This window comes from Microbacterium invictum (genome assembly GCF_034421375.1).
In the GTDB taxonomy this organism is placed as follows: Bacteria; Actinomycetota; Actinomycetes; order Actinomycetales; family Microbacteriaceae; genus Microbacterium; species Microbacterium invictum_A.
The window spans coordinates 2,391,396-2,407,586 of the sequence record NZ_CP139779.1 but is presented as its reverse complement, the minus strand read 5'-3'; the positions used below and the strand labels follow the sequence as shown (position 1 = coordinate 2,407,586).

Here is a 16,191-nt window from a genome sequence, read left to right as displayed (position 1 = left end):
AGCCTCAGGCGGCCGCGACGAGTGGCGGGGGACCCCGGGAAGAACAGCCCGATGCCGATCGGACGTGAAGACTCCACGCGGGCCGGTCGATCCCGAGGCGGGGGACTGCGACGCGTGGAAGCGTGAGGAGCGGACGGGCACCGGTGAAAAGGGTGCGGATGCCGCGCCCGAGGGCTCGCAGCATCCGCTCTCCGTGGTGGAGGAGAAGCGCCGTGAGGATCGCGGCGAGGCCGTGGGCGAAGAGCATCGGGGCGTCGGGGACGGTCGCGACGGCGCCCGAAGCCAGGGGAAGCGCGGCGTCGTGGAGGTGCCCCGCAGGGGCGACGGCGTCGGAGGACGAACCGGTGCCCGCGAGCGCGAACGCCACGTGATAGACGGCCTGAGCCGCGGTGACCGTGACGAGTGTGCGAACGAGGCTCGGCCGACGGCCGATGAGCACCAGCGCGACCGGGGTGGCCAGTACCGCCGCGATGACCAACAGGACGAGCGGGGGAGGGCCCTCCGCAGCGAGGGTGTGCGAGGTCCCGGCGATCACCGTGGCCGCGGTGGCGGCTGCGACGGCCCGGCCGGCGCGCAGGTGTCGGGGGCTCATGTTCTCCTCGGGGCTCGCCATCTCGGCGGTAACAGGCTACGCCGTCGGCATTCGGCGTGAGGAAAGGGACATCGGATGCGAATAAAGATTCGATATGTGGATGAAGGAAGAATCATCAATGTCGGAACCCTCTGCGATGATTCTGGTAGGTCATCGGGACGGGGTTTGAGTGGACGCGGACGAGAAGCGGCGGCGGGCGGAGGACAAGCGTGCCGGGGTGTTCGCGGATGAGCTGGCTCGGTTGCGTCGGCGTCGGGCGGTGTTGGAGGCGAAGAAGACGCGGCTGCTCGCGGACGCGTATGCGTTGACGTTGGAGCAGCGGTCACGAATCGGGTCGGTGTCCTCGCGGGAGCGGGACATCCCGCTGCGTTCAATGGCGCTCGAGCTGGGGATGGCGGTCAGGGTGAACGACCGGTCGATGCAGACCCAGATGCACGACGCGTACGAGCTGGTGGAGTTGTTCCCGGCGACGATGGAAGCTCTTTCGGAGGGGCGGGTGACCAGGGCGCATGCGCAGGTGATCCAGGACGCCGGCCGGGTCATCGAGGACCCGGTCGATCGGGCGGCGTTCGAGCGGATCGTGCTCGTGGAGGCGGAGCGGCAGAGCGTGCCGCGGACGAAGAAGTACGCCATCCAGCGCGCGGCGGTGTTGGACCCCCGTCCGTTGCAGGAACGACACGACAAGGCGGTGAAGGAGAGGCGTGTGTGGGTCACCGATCTCGACGACGCAATGTCGACCCTCACCATCCTGGGCAGCAACGTGTACATCCACGGGGTGTACCACCGGCTCACCGGGCAGGGCACCACCATCAAGGACGTCGATCGCGCCAAGCGACGCGAGCACGCCGCCAAGCAGGCCGAAGCCGAAGCGAGCGGCGTCGACACCAACGAGTCCACCGACGGTGATGAGCTGTGGTTCGATGACCGGTCGCTGGACGAGATCCGCTGCGACCTCGCCCTGGACATGCTCCTCACCGGGTCCCCCACGATCGACCCCACCGATGGGGCGAAGGGCGGACTCGGCGCCATCACCGCCGAAGTGCAGATCACCATCCCGATCACCACCCTCACCGGGGTGACGAACTCCGGGGCGGAGTTGAACGGGGTCACCCCGGTCGACCCGGAGACCGCCAGGCGGATGGCGGGGACGGCGAGGGTCTGGGATCGGGTGATGACCGACCCCATCACGGGCGTGGTCACCGCGGTCGACCGTTACGTGCCCCATCCGTCGCAGACGAGGTTCCTCAACGCCCGGGATGTCACCTGCCGAACACCCGGATGCCGCAGACCCGCCAAACTCTGCGACAAAGACCACTCCCGGGACTTCGCACTGGGCGGACCGACCTCCAACGACAACCTCTGCAACGAATGCGCCCGACACCACACGCTGAAACACGCGACGAACTGGCATGTCGAGCAACTCCCCGGCGGGGTCCTGACGTTCACTAGTCCCGGCGGGAAGACATACGAGAGTCATCCACCCTCACGCGTCGCATTCGTCCCCACCGACGACGGCGAACTCGCCGTCGCCCCCTTCTGAATGAGCAGGGAGCGGAATGAGCATCGTGCGAAGTGAGCGTCGCGGCGACGAAGGCCCCCGCCGTGGACCCACGGCGGACTCAAAGAACCCGGGTATAGCGTGAGTGCCGTGGAGGTCTTCGCGTTCGTCATCGGCATCGTCCTGATGGTCGTCGGCCTCGCCGTCTCCATCGCCCTCCATGAGCTCGGACACCTGTGGCCGGCCAAACGGTTCGGGGTGCGCGTCGGCCAGTACATGATCGGCTTCGGACCGACGCTGTGGTCGCGTCGCATCGGCGAGACCGAGTACGGCGTTAAGGCCATCCCCCTCGGCGGCTACATCTCGATGGCGGGCATGTACCCGCCCTCGCCCAAGAGCGCCGAGCGAGGCGGACGGGCCGGCGGTGGCTTCTTCGCCACGATGGTCCAGGATGCGCGGGCGGCGAACGACGAGACCCTCGACGGCGACGACGACCGCCGGGTGTTCTACAAGCTGCCGGTCTGGAAGCGGATCGTGATCATGCTCGGCGGACCGATCATGAATTTCCTGTTCGCGATCGTGCTGTTCGCCATCCTGCTCTCGGGCATCGGTGTGCAGACGTCGACGACCACCGTCCAGACCGTCAATGAATGCGTGATCCCCGCGTCGGCGGAGCGCACGACGTGCGAGGCCTCCGATCCCGCGGCACCGGCCGCGGCAGCCGGTTTCGAGCCGGGCGACGAGATCGTCTCGATCGACGGGACGCCCATCGAGATCTTCGCTGACGCATCCGAGATCATCCGCTCGTCCCCGGGAGATACGCTCTCGGTCGTGGTGCTCAGGGACGGTGAGGAGCAGACGCTCCAGGTGGTTCCCACCACCGCCGAGCGGGAGGTCTACGACGACGCCGGACGGCTCGTGAGGGAGGCCTCCGGCGATCCGGTCACCGAGGAGGTGGGCTTCGCGGGCATCGCGCCGTCGTCTGCCTACGTCCAGCAGCCCATCTGGGCCGGCCCGCAGTTCGCGATCGAGAACGTCGGCGCCGTCGCCGGGGTGATCTGGCAGCTCCCGGTGCGCATCTACGACACCGCCACGACGCTGTTCACCGGCGAGGAACGCGACCCCGACGGTCCCCTCAGCGTGGTCGGTGTCGGTGTGCTGGCCGGCGAGGTCGCCGCTGCCGAGGCACCGATCCTCAACCGTGTCGCCGGGTTCCTGTCGCTGTTGGCGTCGCTGAACGTCGCTCTGTTCGCCTTCAACCTGCTGCCGCTCCTGCCACTTGACGGCGGACATGTCGTCGTCGCCCTCTGGGACGGCATCAAGCGGGCCTGGGCGAAGCTGTTCCGCCGGCCGCCCCCGAAGCCGGTCGATGCCACGAGGCTCGTCCCCGTCACTTTCGTCGTCTTCATCGCCCTCCTCGTGATGGGCGGCACGCTGATCCTCGCCGACATCCTGAACCCGATCTCGCTGTTCGGCTGACCGGAGTCCGGGGCCGGGCGCCGCGGGCTGGGCGCCGGGGGCGGGGCGTTCAGGCGGTGACCGTCGAGGCTCAGGCGGTGACCGGTGAGGCTCAGGCGGTGACCGGGGAGAGCGCGGCGGCGACCAGACGCTCCAGCGTGAGCATTCCGTCTCGGGAGAGGATCGACTCCAGGTGACCCTGGATGGAGGCGAACCCGGGGCCCCGGAGCGCGAAGACGTCGCCGGTGACCGGGTCGGCGGCGACCTGGACCTCCTGCGCCCCCGTCGCGTCGATTCGGGTCGTGCCGGCAGGCACCCGCGCGGTGAAGGTGTTGTAGAAGCCGATGGATGCCTGCTCTCCGAAGACGTCCACAGTCTTCTGCAGGCCCTGGTGGGGCTTGTCGAGAGAAACGAGCGCGATGCCGAGGCCGTCGGCGAGGATCTGATGGCTGAGGCACACCGCCACGAGGGGGCGACCCTCGGCGCGGCGGCGGGCGACCACCTCGCGCATCCGTCGCATCCGGGGGGTGGATGGGTCGCGCGGGTCGCCCGGCCCGGGGCCGGAGACGACCAGTTCGGCGTCGTCGATCTGCTCGTCCGACACCCGACCCCACGGCACGATCGCGACGTCGAGTCCGAGATGGCGCAGCTGGTGGGCGAGCATCGTGGTGAAGCGGTCCTCGGCGTCGACGACGATCGCGGAGCGGCCCGCGAAGGGCCCACCGCCCTCGGGGGCCGCCTGCGGGTTCAGCCAGAAGGCGGCGAGCCGGGCGTTGCGCGAGGCCAGGAGCGACGCGATCTCGGGGTCGGACCCGAGCGGCCGCGCAGCGGCGGCGGGGGCATCCTCATCGATCGCGGCGGCGACCGGCAGCACGGCCGGGGCGGGGCGATCGCGCGGGATCGCCCCGATCGCGCCGAGAACCCCGGCGGCCTTACCGTGGGTCTCGCCCACCTCGCCGTACGGATCGGAGTGGCGCACCAGCGTCGCCCCGACCGGGACGCGCAGGCGGCCGTCAGCGAGGTAGGCCGTGCGGATCAGGATCGGCGCATCGAGGTCGTGCGTGGACTCTCCGCGGAGGATCTCGTCGGTGCGCGGGGTGAAGAGGGCGGCGACCCCGGAGTAATAGCCCCGGGGCGAGGCCTCGTGGCGGGTGATGACGGTGCAGGCGTTCTGCATGGGGGAGCCGGTCACCGTCGGAGCGAACATCGTCTCGCGCAGGATCTCGCGCGGATCCAGGCGGCTGCGCCCGCGCAGCACGTACTCGGTGTGGGTGAGGCGCGACATCTCCTTCAGATGCGGGCCCGTGATGCGGCCGCCGTCGGAGCACACCGCGCTCATCATCTTCAGCTCTTCGTCGACGACCATGAAGAGCTCCTCGGTCTCTTTGGTCGACCGCAGGAACTCGGTGAGGGTCTCGACGGTCGCTCCACCCACCGGATGGCGGAAGGTGCCGGAGATCGGGTTCATGGTGACCACCCCGTCGCGCGCGCTGACGTGCGCCTCGGGGCTCGCTCCGACGGCGATATGACCGGGAGTCACCACCGCGAACGTCCAATAGGCCCCGCGCTCATGCTCGAGCAGGGCCCGGAACCACGTCAGTGCGGTGGTCACGGGGTCGGCGTCGACGACAGCGGTGAAATCTCGTCGGATGACGAAGTTCGCCCCCTCGCCGCGACCGATCTCGTCGGCGATGACGCGCCGGACGATGTCGGCGTACGCCTCGTCGTCGATGTCGAAACCGGCGCCCTGCAGGGCGACCGGAGCGCTCGGCAGTTGGGCGAGGGCCTCCACCCGCGAGAACACGGTGCGCCCCGTCACCGTCAGGCAGCGGAGCGGCGCGCCGTCGTCGTGACAGGCGAATCCGCGCTCGCGCACCTGGCGGAAGGGCACGAGGGCGAGCACCTCGCGGGGGACGCCCGCGGCATCGACGAGGGGGATGTCGGCGAGGAGGTCGACATCGGCGACATCGCCGGTCAGCAGCTCCACGGTCTCGGCGTCGCGCGCGATGAGGGCGAAGGGGAGGGCGCCCTGGGCGAGCTCGGCGAACAGGTCGTGGGGGAAGCCGGTCATCTCGGTCTTTCGTCAGGGGGCGGTCACCCTACGAAGAAGACCGCCCGGAGGCGGTCGGATGTCGCGCGAACACCACCGCCTACGCGGTGAGCCACCAGTGCGCCAACATGCGGCGAACCTACCACACCGCCGCCGCGACCTACGGGGGAGCGGGTTTTCCCACCCCGGCCCACCCGCGCGGCGTAGGCTGAATCCGTGCCTGCTGTGAACATCGGTATGCCTCGTGTGCCCGAGGTCCTCGCCCCCCGCCGCAAGACTCGGCAGATCCGCGTCGGAAAGGTGCTGGTCGGCGGCGACGCCCCCGTGAGCGTCCAGTCCATGACCACGACGCCGACGACCAACATCAACGCCACGCTCCAGCAGATCGCCGAACTGACGGCATCCGGCTGCGAGATCGTGCGCGTAGCGGTGCCGTCCCAGGACGACGCCGACGTGCTGCACATCATCGCCAAGAAGAGCCAGATCCCGGTCATCGCCGACATCCACTTCCAGCCGAAGTACGTCTTCCAGGCGATCGACGCCGGCTGCGGCGCCGTGCGGGTGAACCCCGGCAACATCCGTAAGTTCGACGACCAGGTGGGCGCGATCGCCAAGGCCGCCAGTGACGCGGGCGTGTCACTGCGCATCGGCGTGAACGCCGGGTCGCTCGACCCGCGACTGCTGGAGAAGTACGGCAAGGCCACCCCCGAGGCCCTTGTCGAGAGCGCCGTGTGGGAGGCGTCGCTGTTCGAGGAGCACGACTTCCACGACTTCAAGATCTCGGTCAAGCACAACGACCCGGTCGTGATGGTCAAGGCCTACCGCCTCCTCGCCGAGCGGGGCGACTGGCCGTTGCACCTCGGTGTGACCGAGGCGGGGCCAGCCTTCCAGGGCACGATCAAGAGCGCGACAGCGTTCGGCATCCTGCTGGGGGAGGGTATCGGCGACACGATCCGCGTCTCGCTCTCGGCGCCTCCCGCCGAAGAGGTCAAGGTCGGCCACCAGATCCTGCAGTCGCTCAACCTCCGCGAGCGCAAGCTCGAGATCGTCTCGTGCCCGTCGTGCGGGCGCGCCCAGGTCGACGTCTACTCGCTCGCCGACAACGTGACCGAGGGCCTCAAGGACATGACCGTGCCGCTGCGCGTCGCGGTGATGGGCTGCGTCGTCAACGGCCCCGGCGAAGCGCGCGAGGCCGACCTGGGTGTGGCTTCCGGCAACGGCAAGGGTCAGATCTTCGTCAAGGGTCAGGTCATCAAGACCGTGCCCGAGTCCGAGATCGTGGCCACCCTCATCGAGGAGGCCAATCGCATCGCCGACGAGATGGGCCCCGACGCCCCGCTGGGAACGGCGCAGGTCGTCACGACCTGACGCGCGTCAGCTCCAGAGCGCGTGGTACGCGTTGATCGCGGGCTGGCCGCCCAGGTGCGCGTAGAGGACCGTGGATGACGCGGGGATGTCGCCGCCCTTCACGAGATCGATGAGCCCTGCGAGCGACTTGCCCTCGTAGACCGGGTCGGTGATCATCGCCTCCAGCTGCGCCCCGAGCGCCATGGCGTTCATCGTCGACTCGACCGGGATGCCGTACAGGTCTCCCGCCCACCCCTCGAGCACCTGCATCTCGTCGTCCCGCAGGTCGCGGCCGAGTTCGATCAGCTCTGCGGTGTTCCGGGCGATCCGCGTCACCTGGTCGCGCGTCTTGTCGATCGTCGCGGAGGCGTCGATGCCGACGACCCGTCGGCGGACGCCGGTCAGCTCTTCCAAAGCCGCGAACCCGGCGATCATCCCCGCGTGGGTGGACCCCGTCACCGTGCAGACGACGATCGTGTCGAAGAACACGCCCAGCGCCTTCTCCTGCTCGGCGACCTCGAAGGCCCAGTTCGCGAAGCCGAGCCCTCCCAGCCGATGCTCGGAGGCGCCCGCCGGGATCGGGTAAGGGGTGCCGCCGCCTGCCTCCACCTCCGCCAGGGCCTGCTTCCACGAGTCGCGGATGCCGATATCGAACCCGGCGTCGTCGAGGCGCGAGTCGGCGCCCATCATCCGAGAGAGCAGGATGTTCCCGACCCTGTCGTTCACCGGGTCATCCCACGGCACCCACTTCTCTTGGACCAACCGCGCCTTCAGTCCGAGGTGCGCGGCCACCGCGGCGACCTGGCGGGTGTGATTGGACTGGTACCCCCCGATCGAGACGAGGGTGTCGGCGCCCGAGGCCAGGACGTCCGGGACGATGTACTCGAGCTTGCGGATCTTGTTGCCGCCGAAAGCGAGGCCGCTGGAGACATCCTCACGCTTGGCCCAGATCTCGGCGCCACCGAGATGCTGCGTCAGTCGCCTGAGGGGCTGGAGGGGGCTCGGTCCGAAGGTGAGGGGATGCCGGGGGAAGTCGTGAAGCTTCACGGGAGCCTTTCGTCGAGATGTCTACGGGACTCCTTGCAATATATTGCATTCAGCAATCCGACTCGGACATTCGCCCTCCCGCCCTAGACTTGTCGCTCGTGGTCACCCGTCTCTCGCACTTCTTCCTCCGCACGCTCCGCGAAGACCCCGCCGACGCCGAGGTGACCAGTCACCGCCTCCTCGTCCGTGCGGGGTACATCCGCCGCCAGGCGCCCGGCATCTTCGCCTGGCTGCCGCTGGGTCTGCGCGTGAAGGCCCGGATCGAGAACATCATCCGCGAGGAGATGGCCGCCATCGGGGCGTACGAGGTGCACTTCCCCGCCCTGGTGCCCGCCGACCCGTATCGCGAATCCGGTCGGTGGGAGGCCTACGGCGACGGCATCTTCCGGCTGAAGGACCGCAAGGACGCGGACTACCTGCTGGCGCCCACCCACGAGGAGCTCTTCACTCTCCTCGTGAAGGACCTGTACTCCTCGTACAAGGACCTCCCGCTGTCGATCTACCAGATCCAGGACAAGTACCGGGACGAGGCTCGCCCCCGCGCGGGGCTCCTCCGAGGGCGCGAGTTCACCATGAAGGACGCCTACTCCTTCGATTACACCGACGCCGGTCTCGATGTCTCGTATCAGGCGCAGCGCGACGCGTACGAGCGGATCTTCCAGCGCCTGGGGCTGGAGTACGTGATCGTGCAGGCCGACAACGGCCTGATGGGCGGCGCCCGCAGCGAGGAGTTCCTCCACCCCACCTCGGTCGGCGAAGACACCTTCGTGCGCTCGGAAGGGGGCTACGCCGCCAACGTCGAGGCGTTCGAGACGATCGCGCCCGCGCCGCTCCCGATCGATGGGCTTCCCGCGCCGGTGATCTTCGACTCTCCGGACACCCCGACGATCCAGACGCTGGTCGATCACGCCAACGCGCACCTCGACGCGCCCGCGCCCGGGATCGCGGGGCCCGCGACCGCCGATGCCACGCAGTGGACGGCGGCGCACACGCTCAAGAACGTGGTGCTCGCCCTCACGCACCTCGACGGAACCCGCGAACTCGTCGTGGTGGGCATTCCGGGCGATCGCGACGTCGACGACAAGCGCGTCGAGGTCGCCTTCGCGCCCGCCGAGGTCGAGGCCGCCACCGACGCCGACTTCGCACGCAACCCCCAGCTCGTGCGGGGCTACATCGGACCGTGGTCCGAGACCGGGCCGATACTGGGGGAGGAGTCGGCCAGCGGCATCCGGTATCTGCTCGATCCCCGCGTCGTCGACGGCACCAGCTGGATCACCGGCGCCAACATCCACGAGAAGCACGTGCACTCGCTCGTCGCCGGTCGTGACTTCGCCGGCGACGGCGTGGTGGATGTCGCGTCCGTGCGCGCCGGCGACCCGGCCCCCGACGGCTCGGGCCCGGTGTCGCTGGCCCGCGGCATGGAGATCGGCCACGTCTTCCAGCTCGGGCGTTTCTTCGCCGAGACGCTCGGGCTGAAAGTGCTCGACGAGAACGGCAAGCTCGTCACCGTGACGATGGGCTCGTACGGCATCGGCGTCACCCGCATCCTCGCGATCCTGGCCGAGCTGAACAACGACGACAAGGGCCTCATCTGGCCGGAGTCGGTGTCGCCGTTCGATGTGCACGTCGTGGCGACGGGGAAGGATGCCGCGGCCTACGCCCTCGCCGACGACATCGCCGCGCGCCTCGAGGCCACGGGTCGCGAGGTGCTCTACGACGACAGGCCGAAGGTGTCACCCGGAGTGAAGTTCGCCGACGCCGAGCTTGTCGGCGTGCCGCACATCGTCATCGCCGGGCGCGACGCCGCCGCCGGCGACGTCGAAGTGTGGAACCGCGCGACCGGCGAGCGTCAGGTCATGGACGTGGAGGCGGCGCTCGCGCGACTCACCGCCAGGTGAGCCGGGCGTACCGCGCCCGGAAGACGGTGAACACGCCGTAGCAGACCAGACCGGCAGCCACGGCCGCCACGAGGTACGGACCGAGGGTCAGGCGGAAGAGCGCCTGCACCGCGCCGTCGAGTCCCCCTGCCACGTCGGCGTCCGCGCTCACCGTCGCGATGAGCAGCAGGATCCCGACGATCGTGAGCGCGACCCCCTTCGCGACGAAGCCGACGATCCCGAGCACCCGGATCGTCGTCCCGAGCCGGCCGTCGGGGAGCGTCATCCGGTTCTCGAAGCTTCTCCGCACGCCCATCACGAGGAAAGAGACGCCGCCGATCGCGACGCCCAGGCCGGTCAGGCCGAGCACCACCGCACCGCCCCAGATCTCCAGGAGCACCGAACTGAGATCCTCCGCGGTCGCCTCGGCGTCGGGGCGTGCGCCCAGCGCCACGGCCGCGGCGATGAGTCCGAGGGCGAGGAAGACCAGAGCCTGACCCCAGGCGCCGAGGCGCCGGCCCCACACGGCCGCGCGCATCTCATCGCCGCGGCGGCGCATCAGGACGCTCTGCACGAGCTGCCAGAGTCCCAGCGCCGAGAAGCCGACCGTGAGAGCCCACAGTGCGGCGAACCCCAGCGGGGCGGCGGCGATGGCCCGGAAGACCATGGTCTGGTCGCTCGCCCCGTCGGAGCCGACTGCGACCGCCAGTGTCAGAACACCCAGGATGAGGTGGACGACCCCGTTGGCGACGTACCCGGACCGTGCGAGAACCCGGAACCACTCGGCATCCTCGACGGCGTGTGCTGCGGTTCGGGCTTCGGTCACCGCACCCATCGCCCCAGCGTAGCGGCCGGGGCTGCCGCCAGATGAAAGCAGTCTCATGGGCTGGTCTCCCGCCGTTCACCTCGATGACGCTCCGGGTTCGCCCTCGAGAGCGACGCTCGACCTCTCACCGAGGAGGATGCGATGTCATTGATCGAGAACCGTCGCCCGCTGCCCATGGCAGACCACGTGCGGGGGAAGCGCTCCGCCGTCACCTGCCAGTTCAAGTGCGCGAACGCGTGCGTGGGTCCCGAGTGCAACACGTCGAACAACGAGCACTTCCGCGACATCGCGTCCGCCGCGCTGTCGCGCCGCGCGGTCCTGGGTCTCGGCGCCGCGGCGGCGATCACGCTCGCCGTCAGCAGCCTTCGCGATGTTCCCGTATCGGCGCCCGCGGCTGCGGGTCAGGGGGCAGCGGCGCTGCCCGGCGCCTCCTTCGCGCGAGGCGGGAGCAGCGGCCTGCCGTTCACCCCCATCGCGCCGGTCGACGCCTCGGTCGACGCGTTCACGGTGCCCGACGGGTACGCGTGGCGACCCGTCATCCGGTGGGGCGACCCCCTGTTCTCCTCGGCACCGGTGTTCGACATCGACGCGCAGACCCCCGAGGCGCAGGCCGCCCAGTTCGGCTACAACTGCGACTACCTCGACATCATCGCCGAGCCGAACCGCCGTCGCGGGGTGCTCGTCTGCAACCACGAGTACGTCAATCCGACGATCATGTTCCCGCCGTCGACCGATCCCGCGGAGCTGCGCCGTCGCGGCGACATCTACAAAGCGGCCCAGGGGATGTCGGTGGTCGAGCTCGAGCGACGTCGCGCCGGTGAGCCCTGGGGATACCGGGTGGACGGCCGCCGCAACCGTCGCATCACCGTCGAGACCGTGTTCGAGCTGACCGGACCCGCGGCCGGGTCGCCGCTGCTGAAGACCGCCGCCGACGCCGAGGGGCGCTGGGTCCGCGGCACGCTCGGCAACTGCGCGGGCGGGACGACGCCGTGGGGCACGGTGCTCTCGGGCGAGGAGAACTTCAACGGGTACTTCGCGTGGAACGCGAGCACGCCCGAGCAGCGCCGCTATCAGGCGAACGCCACGACGTCGACCTCCACCGGATGGGAGACCTACGACCCGCGCTTCAACGCCAACGACCCCGGCTACGTCAACGAACCGAACCGGTTCGGCTGGATCGTCGAGATCGATCCCGACGACCCGCGCTCGACACCCGTCAAGCACACCGCGATGGGGCGCTTCAAGCACGAGGGGGCGAACGTCATCCTCGCCCCCGACAAGCGGGTCGTGGCGTACATGGGCGACGACGAGCGCAACGACTATCTCTACAAGTACGTCTCCCGCAATCGGATGACGGCGTCGCGCCGGAAGAACCGCCAGCTGCTCTCGGACGGCGACCTCTACGTCGCCCGCTTCCGCGGCGACTCGCCCGCGGGTGAGATCGATGGATCCGGCACCCTCCCCGCCGACGGGGCGTTCGACGGTACCGGGGAGTGGATCCCGCTCACCCGGAACGGGCAGAGCGCGGTCCCGGGGATGAGCATCGACCAGGTGCTCGTGTACACGCGGCTCGCGGCCGATCGGGTGGGGGCGACCAAGATGGACCGCCCCGAGGACGTCGAGCCGAACCCGAAGACGGGGAAGGTCTACGTCGCGCTGACGAACAACTCCCAGCGCGGCGGCCCGACAGCCCCCGTCGACGAGGCGAACCCCCTCACCGGCAACCGCTTCGGCCACGTCATCGAGCTGACCGAGACCGGCGGACAGGCGGGCACGACGTTCGGCTGGAGCATCCTGCTCGTCTGCGGCGACCCCGCCACGTTCGCACCCGCCTACTTCGCCGGGTTCCCGCGGGATCAGGTCTCGCCGATCTCGTGCCCCGACAACCTCGCCTTCGACTCCGCGGGCGACCTCTGGATCTCCACGGACGGCGCGCCGAGCACGATCGGTCGCAACGACGGCCTGTTCAAGGTTCCCCTCGAGGGCGCGGAGCGCGGTCGCGTCCAGCAGTTCCTCGCCGTCCCGCGCGATGCCGAGACCTGCGGCCCGGTGATCCGGGACGAGGAGGGCATGGTGTTCGTCGCCGTGCAGCACCCCGGTGAGAACGGCACCTTCGAGGCGCCGACCTCGCTCTTCCCCGATTACGGTTCGACTGCGGCAGGCGATGTCGCCGACGCCCCGCGCCCGTCGGTGGTCCAGGTCATGCGCGCCTGACCACCGCAGTCGAAGCCACTTGCCCGGGCGAATAGGCTGGCCCGGGTGAGCGCACCCCCGACCCCGCGCCGCATCCGGTGGCGCTCGCTCGCCCACTTCGCGACCCATGCCCCGCCATGGGTGTCGGTGGTGGTCGGCGCGGGGGCCCTGCTGCTCGGACTGCTCGTGGTCACGCGGCCGCTCACCTCGCTGGTGCTCCTGGCGATCTACGTGGCCCTGAGCGCGGTGGCCACGGGGATCGCCGAGGTGGTCCGCCCGCGCGAGCCGCGCTGGCTCTCGCGCGTGCTGGCGATCGTCTGGGTGGCGTTCGGCCTCGGCATCCTGCTGGGTCTGCGGGGAGCGCTTCAGATCCTCCCCGCAGCGATCGCTGTGCTGCTCTTCGTCGGCGGCCTGGCCTCGCTCGCCGATGCCGCCCTGCGGGGTCGCGCCAGCGAGCGCGTTCTGTCGGCGGCCTGGGGCGCGACCCAGATCGTGTTCGGGATCCTCGCCCTGACCTGGCCCGACGTGACGGTCCTCGTCGTCGCCGTCGTCTTCGGGATCCGGACGATCGTGTTCGGGGCGACCCAGCTCATCCGGGTCGTCCGCCAGGCGGCGCTGTCGTCGCGTGAGCGCACGGCGGGTGACCGGTCGCCGCGCGAGTCACGGCGTCTGCGCGGATGGCAGGCGGCGGGGCGCTACGCGCTGTCGGTGCTGCTGGTGGTGGTCAGCGCCGGTGGGTGGGGGGTGAACGAGTGGCTCCGGGACGGCGCTCCGGTCGTCGACGCCTTCTACACCCCGCCCGAGGTCGTGCCGTACGACCATGGCCGGCTCATCCGCGTGGACGACTACTCGGGCCGCGCTCCGGCGGGCGGCGAGGTGAAGCGGATCCTGTATACGACGAGGGATGCCGCGGGGCAGCCGGCCGTCGCAAGCGGCCTCGTCATCTCTCCGATCGACCCGCCGCGCGGTGCGCGCCCTGTGGTCATGTGGCACCACGGCACGACCGGGGTCGCCCGGGGATGCGCTCCCAGTCTCCGGGACGACGCCGCCACGCGATGGGCGATACCGGCTCTGGAGGACGCGCTCGCCAAGGGCTGGGTGGTCGTCGCCACCGATTACTCCGGCCAGGGTGCCCCGGGCGTCTTCCCGTACCTCATCGGCACCGGTGAGGCGCGGTCGTCGCTGGACGCGGTGCTGGCCGCACGCGAGATCGACGACCTGATCCTGTCCAAGCGCACGATGGCCTGGGGCCATTCGCAGGGCGGGCACGCGGCCCTGTGGGCCGCGGAGATCGCCGACGACTACGCCCCCGACGTGGACGTCCTCGGAGTGGCGGCTCTCGCCCCGGCCGCGGAGCCGCGGGAACTGGCCGAAGAGCTCATCTCGGGCGAACCGAACGCGCTCCTCGCGATCCTCATCTCGTGGGTGCTTTTGCCCTACTCCGACACCTACGACGACATCGAGCTGTCGCGGTACCTCGCTCCGGGAGCCGCGCCCATCGTCCGCGAGATGACCCAGCGGTGCCCGAGCGAGCCGGGTGTCGTGGTCTCGGTCGCCGCCGCCCTCGGCGTCTCGGCCGACAACCCGCTCTACGCCAGCGATCTCACCGCCGGGCCGCTCGGCGACCGCCTCGAGGCCAACGCGGCGTCTGGGCCGTGGGAGATGCCGGTGCTCCTGGCGTGGGGGAGTGCCGACGAGGTCATCCCTCCCTCCCTGCAGGAAAACTTCGTCGCCCGCTCCTGCGCCGCCGGAAATAGCCTGCGCACCCTGGTCTACGACGACTACGAGCACCTGCAGATCCTTCTCCCCGGCTCGCGCTTCCTCCCCGTGCTCGTGCGCTGGAGCGACGAGCGATTCCAGCTGCGCGACCTCGATCGCGACGACTGCGCGCGGTGACCCTCCGACACCCGCCGGCGGCCCATCGGGTACCGTAGGAAGGATTCCGGAGCGGCTGGATGCCGGAGAGAGCTGAATAGAGGAGAGGGCATCGTGGACATCGATCTCGGATTGCTGCGCACCATCGAACGGGAGAAGGAGATCCCCTTCGACGAGCTGCTGCGCATCATCGAGCAGGCCATTCTGACCGCCTACGCCAAGCACTCCTCCGCCACCGGCGAGCTGCCTCCGGGCGCCCGCGCGCAGATCGACCGCAAGACCGGTCACGTGGCCGTCTACCTGCCGCTCACCGACGACGAGGGCGCGGTCATCGGCGAGGAGGAGACCACTCCCGACGACTTCGGCCGCATCGCCGCCTTCGCCGCCAAGCAGGTCATCAGCCAGCGCCTGCGCGACATCGCCGACGACGCGGTGCTGGGGGAGTTCCGCGGCAAGGAGGGCGACATCGTCGCCGGCGTCGTGCAGCAGGGTCCCAACCCTCGCATGGTCCACGTCGATCTCGGCACCGTCGAGGCGATCCTCCCCCCCGAGGAGCAGGTCCCGGGCGAGGACTACGCCCATGGAGCGCGGCTGCGCGTCTACGTCACCTCGGTGACGAAGGGCACCAAGGGCCCCTCGATCACGGTGTCCAGAACCCACCCGGGGCTCGTTCGCAAGCTCTTCGCCCTGGAGGTGCCCGAGATCGCCGGCGGCCTCGTCGAGATCGTGTCCCTCGCCCGCGAGGCCGGCCATCGCACGAAGATCGCGGTCAAGGCCAATGACCCGACGGTCAACGCCAAGGGAGCCTGCATCGGCGAACTCGGTCGGCGCGTGCGGGCCGTCACCGAAGAGCTCGGCGGCGAGAAGATCGACATCGTCGACTGGGACGGCGAACTGGCGAAGTTCGTCGCGAACGCCCTGTCTCCGGCGAAGGTGACCTCCAGCTTCATCCTCGATGCGAACAGCAAGGCTGTCCGTGCGCTCGTCCCCGACTACCAGCTCTCGCTGGCGATCGGCAAGGAGGGCCAGAACGCGCGTCTCGCGGCGAAGCTGACGGGCGCGAAGATCGACATCCAACCCGACTCGATCCTGGAAGAGGGCTGATCCGGCACCGGGCCGAGGCCCGTCGAGGTGTACCATGGAACCCGTACGAATGTGCGTCGGATGCCGCGCGCGTGCTCCCCGGGCCACCCTTCTGAGAGTGGTCGCCATCGATTCCGTTCTCGTCTGCGATGAACGGGCGTCGATGCCGGGGCGGGGCGCGTGGGTGCACGACACGCAGGAGTGCGTGGATGCCGCGGTGCGGCGCCGCGCATTCATTCGCGCATTGCGGGTGTCAGGTGCGCCTGACACGAAAGCCCTCGAGAAACGGCTGAACGGCTATGGAAAAAAAGTGAACGGCTCGAAATGAGACCCGTCCGCGACTAA

12 protein-coding genes are annotated in these 16,191 nt (G+C 69.7%); 8 read left to right on the top strand and 4 right to left on the bottom strand.

Translation table 11 applies throughout. The features are described from left to right. Positions 1-4 precede the first annotated feature (4 nt). Entirely contained in the window at positions 5-613 is a 609-nt protein-coding gene (locus T9R20_RS11655; RefSeq protein ID WP_322409475.1) for a hypothetical protein, read from the bottom strand. Between the two features lie 148 nt (positions 614-761). Here T9R20_RS11655 and T9R20_RS11650 point away from each other — a divergent pair, with 148 nt between their 5' ends. Both T9R20_RS11650 and T9R20_RS11645 read left to right on the top strand, forming a co-directional pair. After that, positions 762-2,132, top strand: coding sequence for an HNH endonuclease signature motif containing protein (locus T9R20_RS11650; RefSeq protein WP_322409474.1), 1,371 nt, complete (start codon positions 762-764; stop codon positions 2,130-2,132). 108 nt (positions 2,133-2,240) lie between these two features. Continuing rightward, positions 2,241-3,569, top strand: coding sequence for a site-2 protease family protein (locus T9R20_RS11645; protein WP_322409473.1), 1,329 nt, complete (start codon positions 2,241-2,243; stop codon positions 3,567-3,569). A gap of 91 nt (positions 3,570-3,660) precedes the next feature. On the opposite strand, the gene T9R20_RS11640 is transcribed toward T9R20_RS11645, so the two are convergent. Beyond that, entirely contained in the window at positions 3,661-5,619 is a 1,959-nt protein-coding gene (locus T9R20_RS11640; protein WP_322409472.1) for an anthranilate synthase family protein, read from the bottom strand. 195 nt (positions 5,620-5,814) lie between these two features. Between T9R20_RS11640 and ispG the strand changes: the two genes are divergently transcribed. Next, positions 5,815-6,966 (top strand): flavodoxin-dependent (E)-4-hydroxy-3-methylbut-2-enyl-diphosphate synthase, encoded by a 1,152-nt coding sequence (gene ispG, locus T9R20_RS11635; protein ID WP_322409471.1) that lies wholly within the window; start codon positions 5,815-5,817, stop codon positions 6,964-6,966. 6 nt (positions 6,967-6,972) lie between these two features. Here the strand turns inward: ispG and T9R20_RS11630 are convergent, their stop codons facing one another. Beyond that, a complete protein-coding gene (locus T9R20_RS11630; protein WP_322409470.1) occupies positions 6,973-7,992 on the bottom strand; it encodes a 1-aminocyclopropane-1-carboxylate deaminase in 1,020 nt (339 codons plus the stop codon). A 98-nt stretch (positions 7,993-8,090) separates the two neighbouring features. Between T9R20_RS11630 and T9R20_RS11625 the strand changes: the two genes are divergently transcribed. Next, complete coding sequence (locus T9R20_RS11625; protein WP_322409469.1) at positions 8,091-9,890, top strand: proline--tRNA ligase; 1,800 nt, start codon at positions 8,091-8,093, stop codon at positions 9,888-9,890. Here T9R20_RS11625 and T9R20_RS11620 read toward each other — a convergent pair. Next, a complete protein-coding gene (locus tag T9R20_RS11620; protein ID WP_322409468.1) occupies positions 9,877-10,704 on the bottom strand; it encodes a DUF1206 domain-containing protein in 828 nt (275 codons plus the stop codon). The genes T9R20_RS11625 and T9R20_RS11620 overlap by 14 nt on opposite strands. 132 nt (positions 10,705-10,836) lie before the next feature. On the opposite strand from T9R20_RS11620, the gene T9R20_RS11615 reads away from it, so the two are divergent. The 4 genes from T9R20_RS11615 (at position 10,837) to T9R20_RS11600 (ending at position 16,174) form a co-directional block, all read left to right on the top strand. Next, the gene (locus tag T9R20_RS11615) at positions 10,837-12,909 is read left to right on the top strand and encodes a PhoX family phosphatase (protein ID WP_322409467.1); all 2,073 of its coding nucleotides are present in this window, start codon (positions 10,837-10,839) and stop codon (positions 12,907-12,909) included. A 45-nt stretch (positions 12,910-12,954) separates the two neighbouring features. After that, positions 12,955-14,784 carry a lipase family protein gene (locus T9R20_RS11610; protein WP_322409466.1) on the top strand — a complete coding sequence of 610 codons (1,830 nt, stop codon included), beginning with the start codon at positions 12,955-12,957 and terminating at the stop codon, positions 14,782-14,784. Positions 14,785-14,877: 93 nt separating this feature from the next. Further along, positions 14,878-15,867, top strand: coding sequence for a transcription termination factor NusA (gene nusA, locus T9R20_RS11605; protein WP_322409465.1), 990 nt, complete (start codon positions 14,878-14,880; stop codon positions 15,865-15,867). Positions 15,868-15,901: 34 nt separating this feature from the next. Further along, a complete protein-coding gene (locus T9R20_RS11600) occupies positions 15,902-16,174 on the top strand; it encodes a YlxR family protein (RefSeq protein WP_322409464.1) in 273 nt (90 codons plus the stop codon). Positions 16,175-16,191: the final 17 nt, after the last annotated feature.

Bases quoted from the DNA above. Each gene is read 5' to 3' on its own strand.
- T9R20_RS11640 (WP_322409472.1), bottom strand. From the start codon at position 5,619: ATGACCGGCTTCCCCCACGACCTGTTCGCCGAGCTCGCCCAGGGCGCC.
- T9R20_RS11620 (WP_322409468.1), bottom strand. From the start codon at position 10,704: ATGGGTGCGGTGACCGAAGCCCGAACCGCAGCACACGCCGTCGAGGAT.
- T9R20_RS11600 (WP_322409464.1), top strand. From the start codon at position 15,902: ATGGAACCCGTACGAATGTGCGTCGGATGCCGCGCGCGTGCTCCCCGG.
- T9R20_RS11655 (WP_322409475.1), bottom strand. From the start codon at position 613: ATGGCGAGCCCCGAGGAGAACATGAGCCCCCGACACCTGCGCGCCGGC.
- T9R20_RS11615 (WP_322409467.1), top strand. From the start codon at position 10,837: ATGTCATTGATCGAGAACCGTCGCCCGCTGCCCATGGCAGACCACGTG.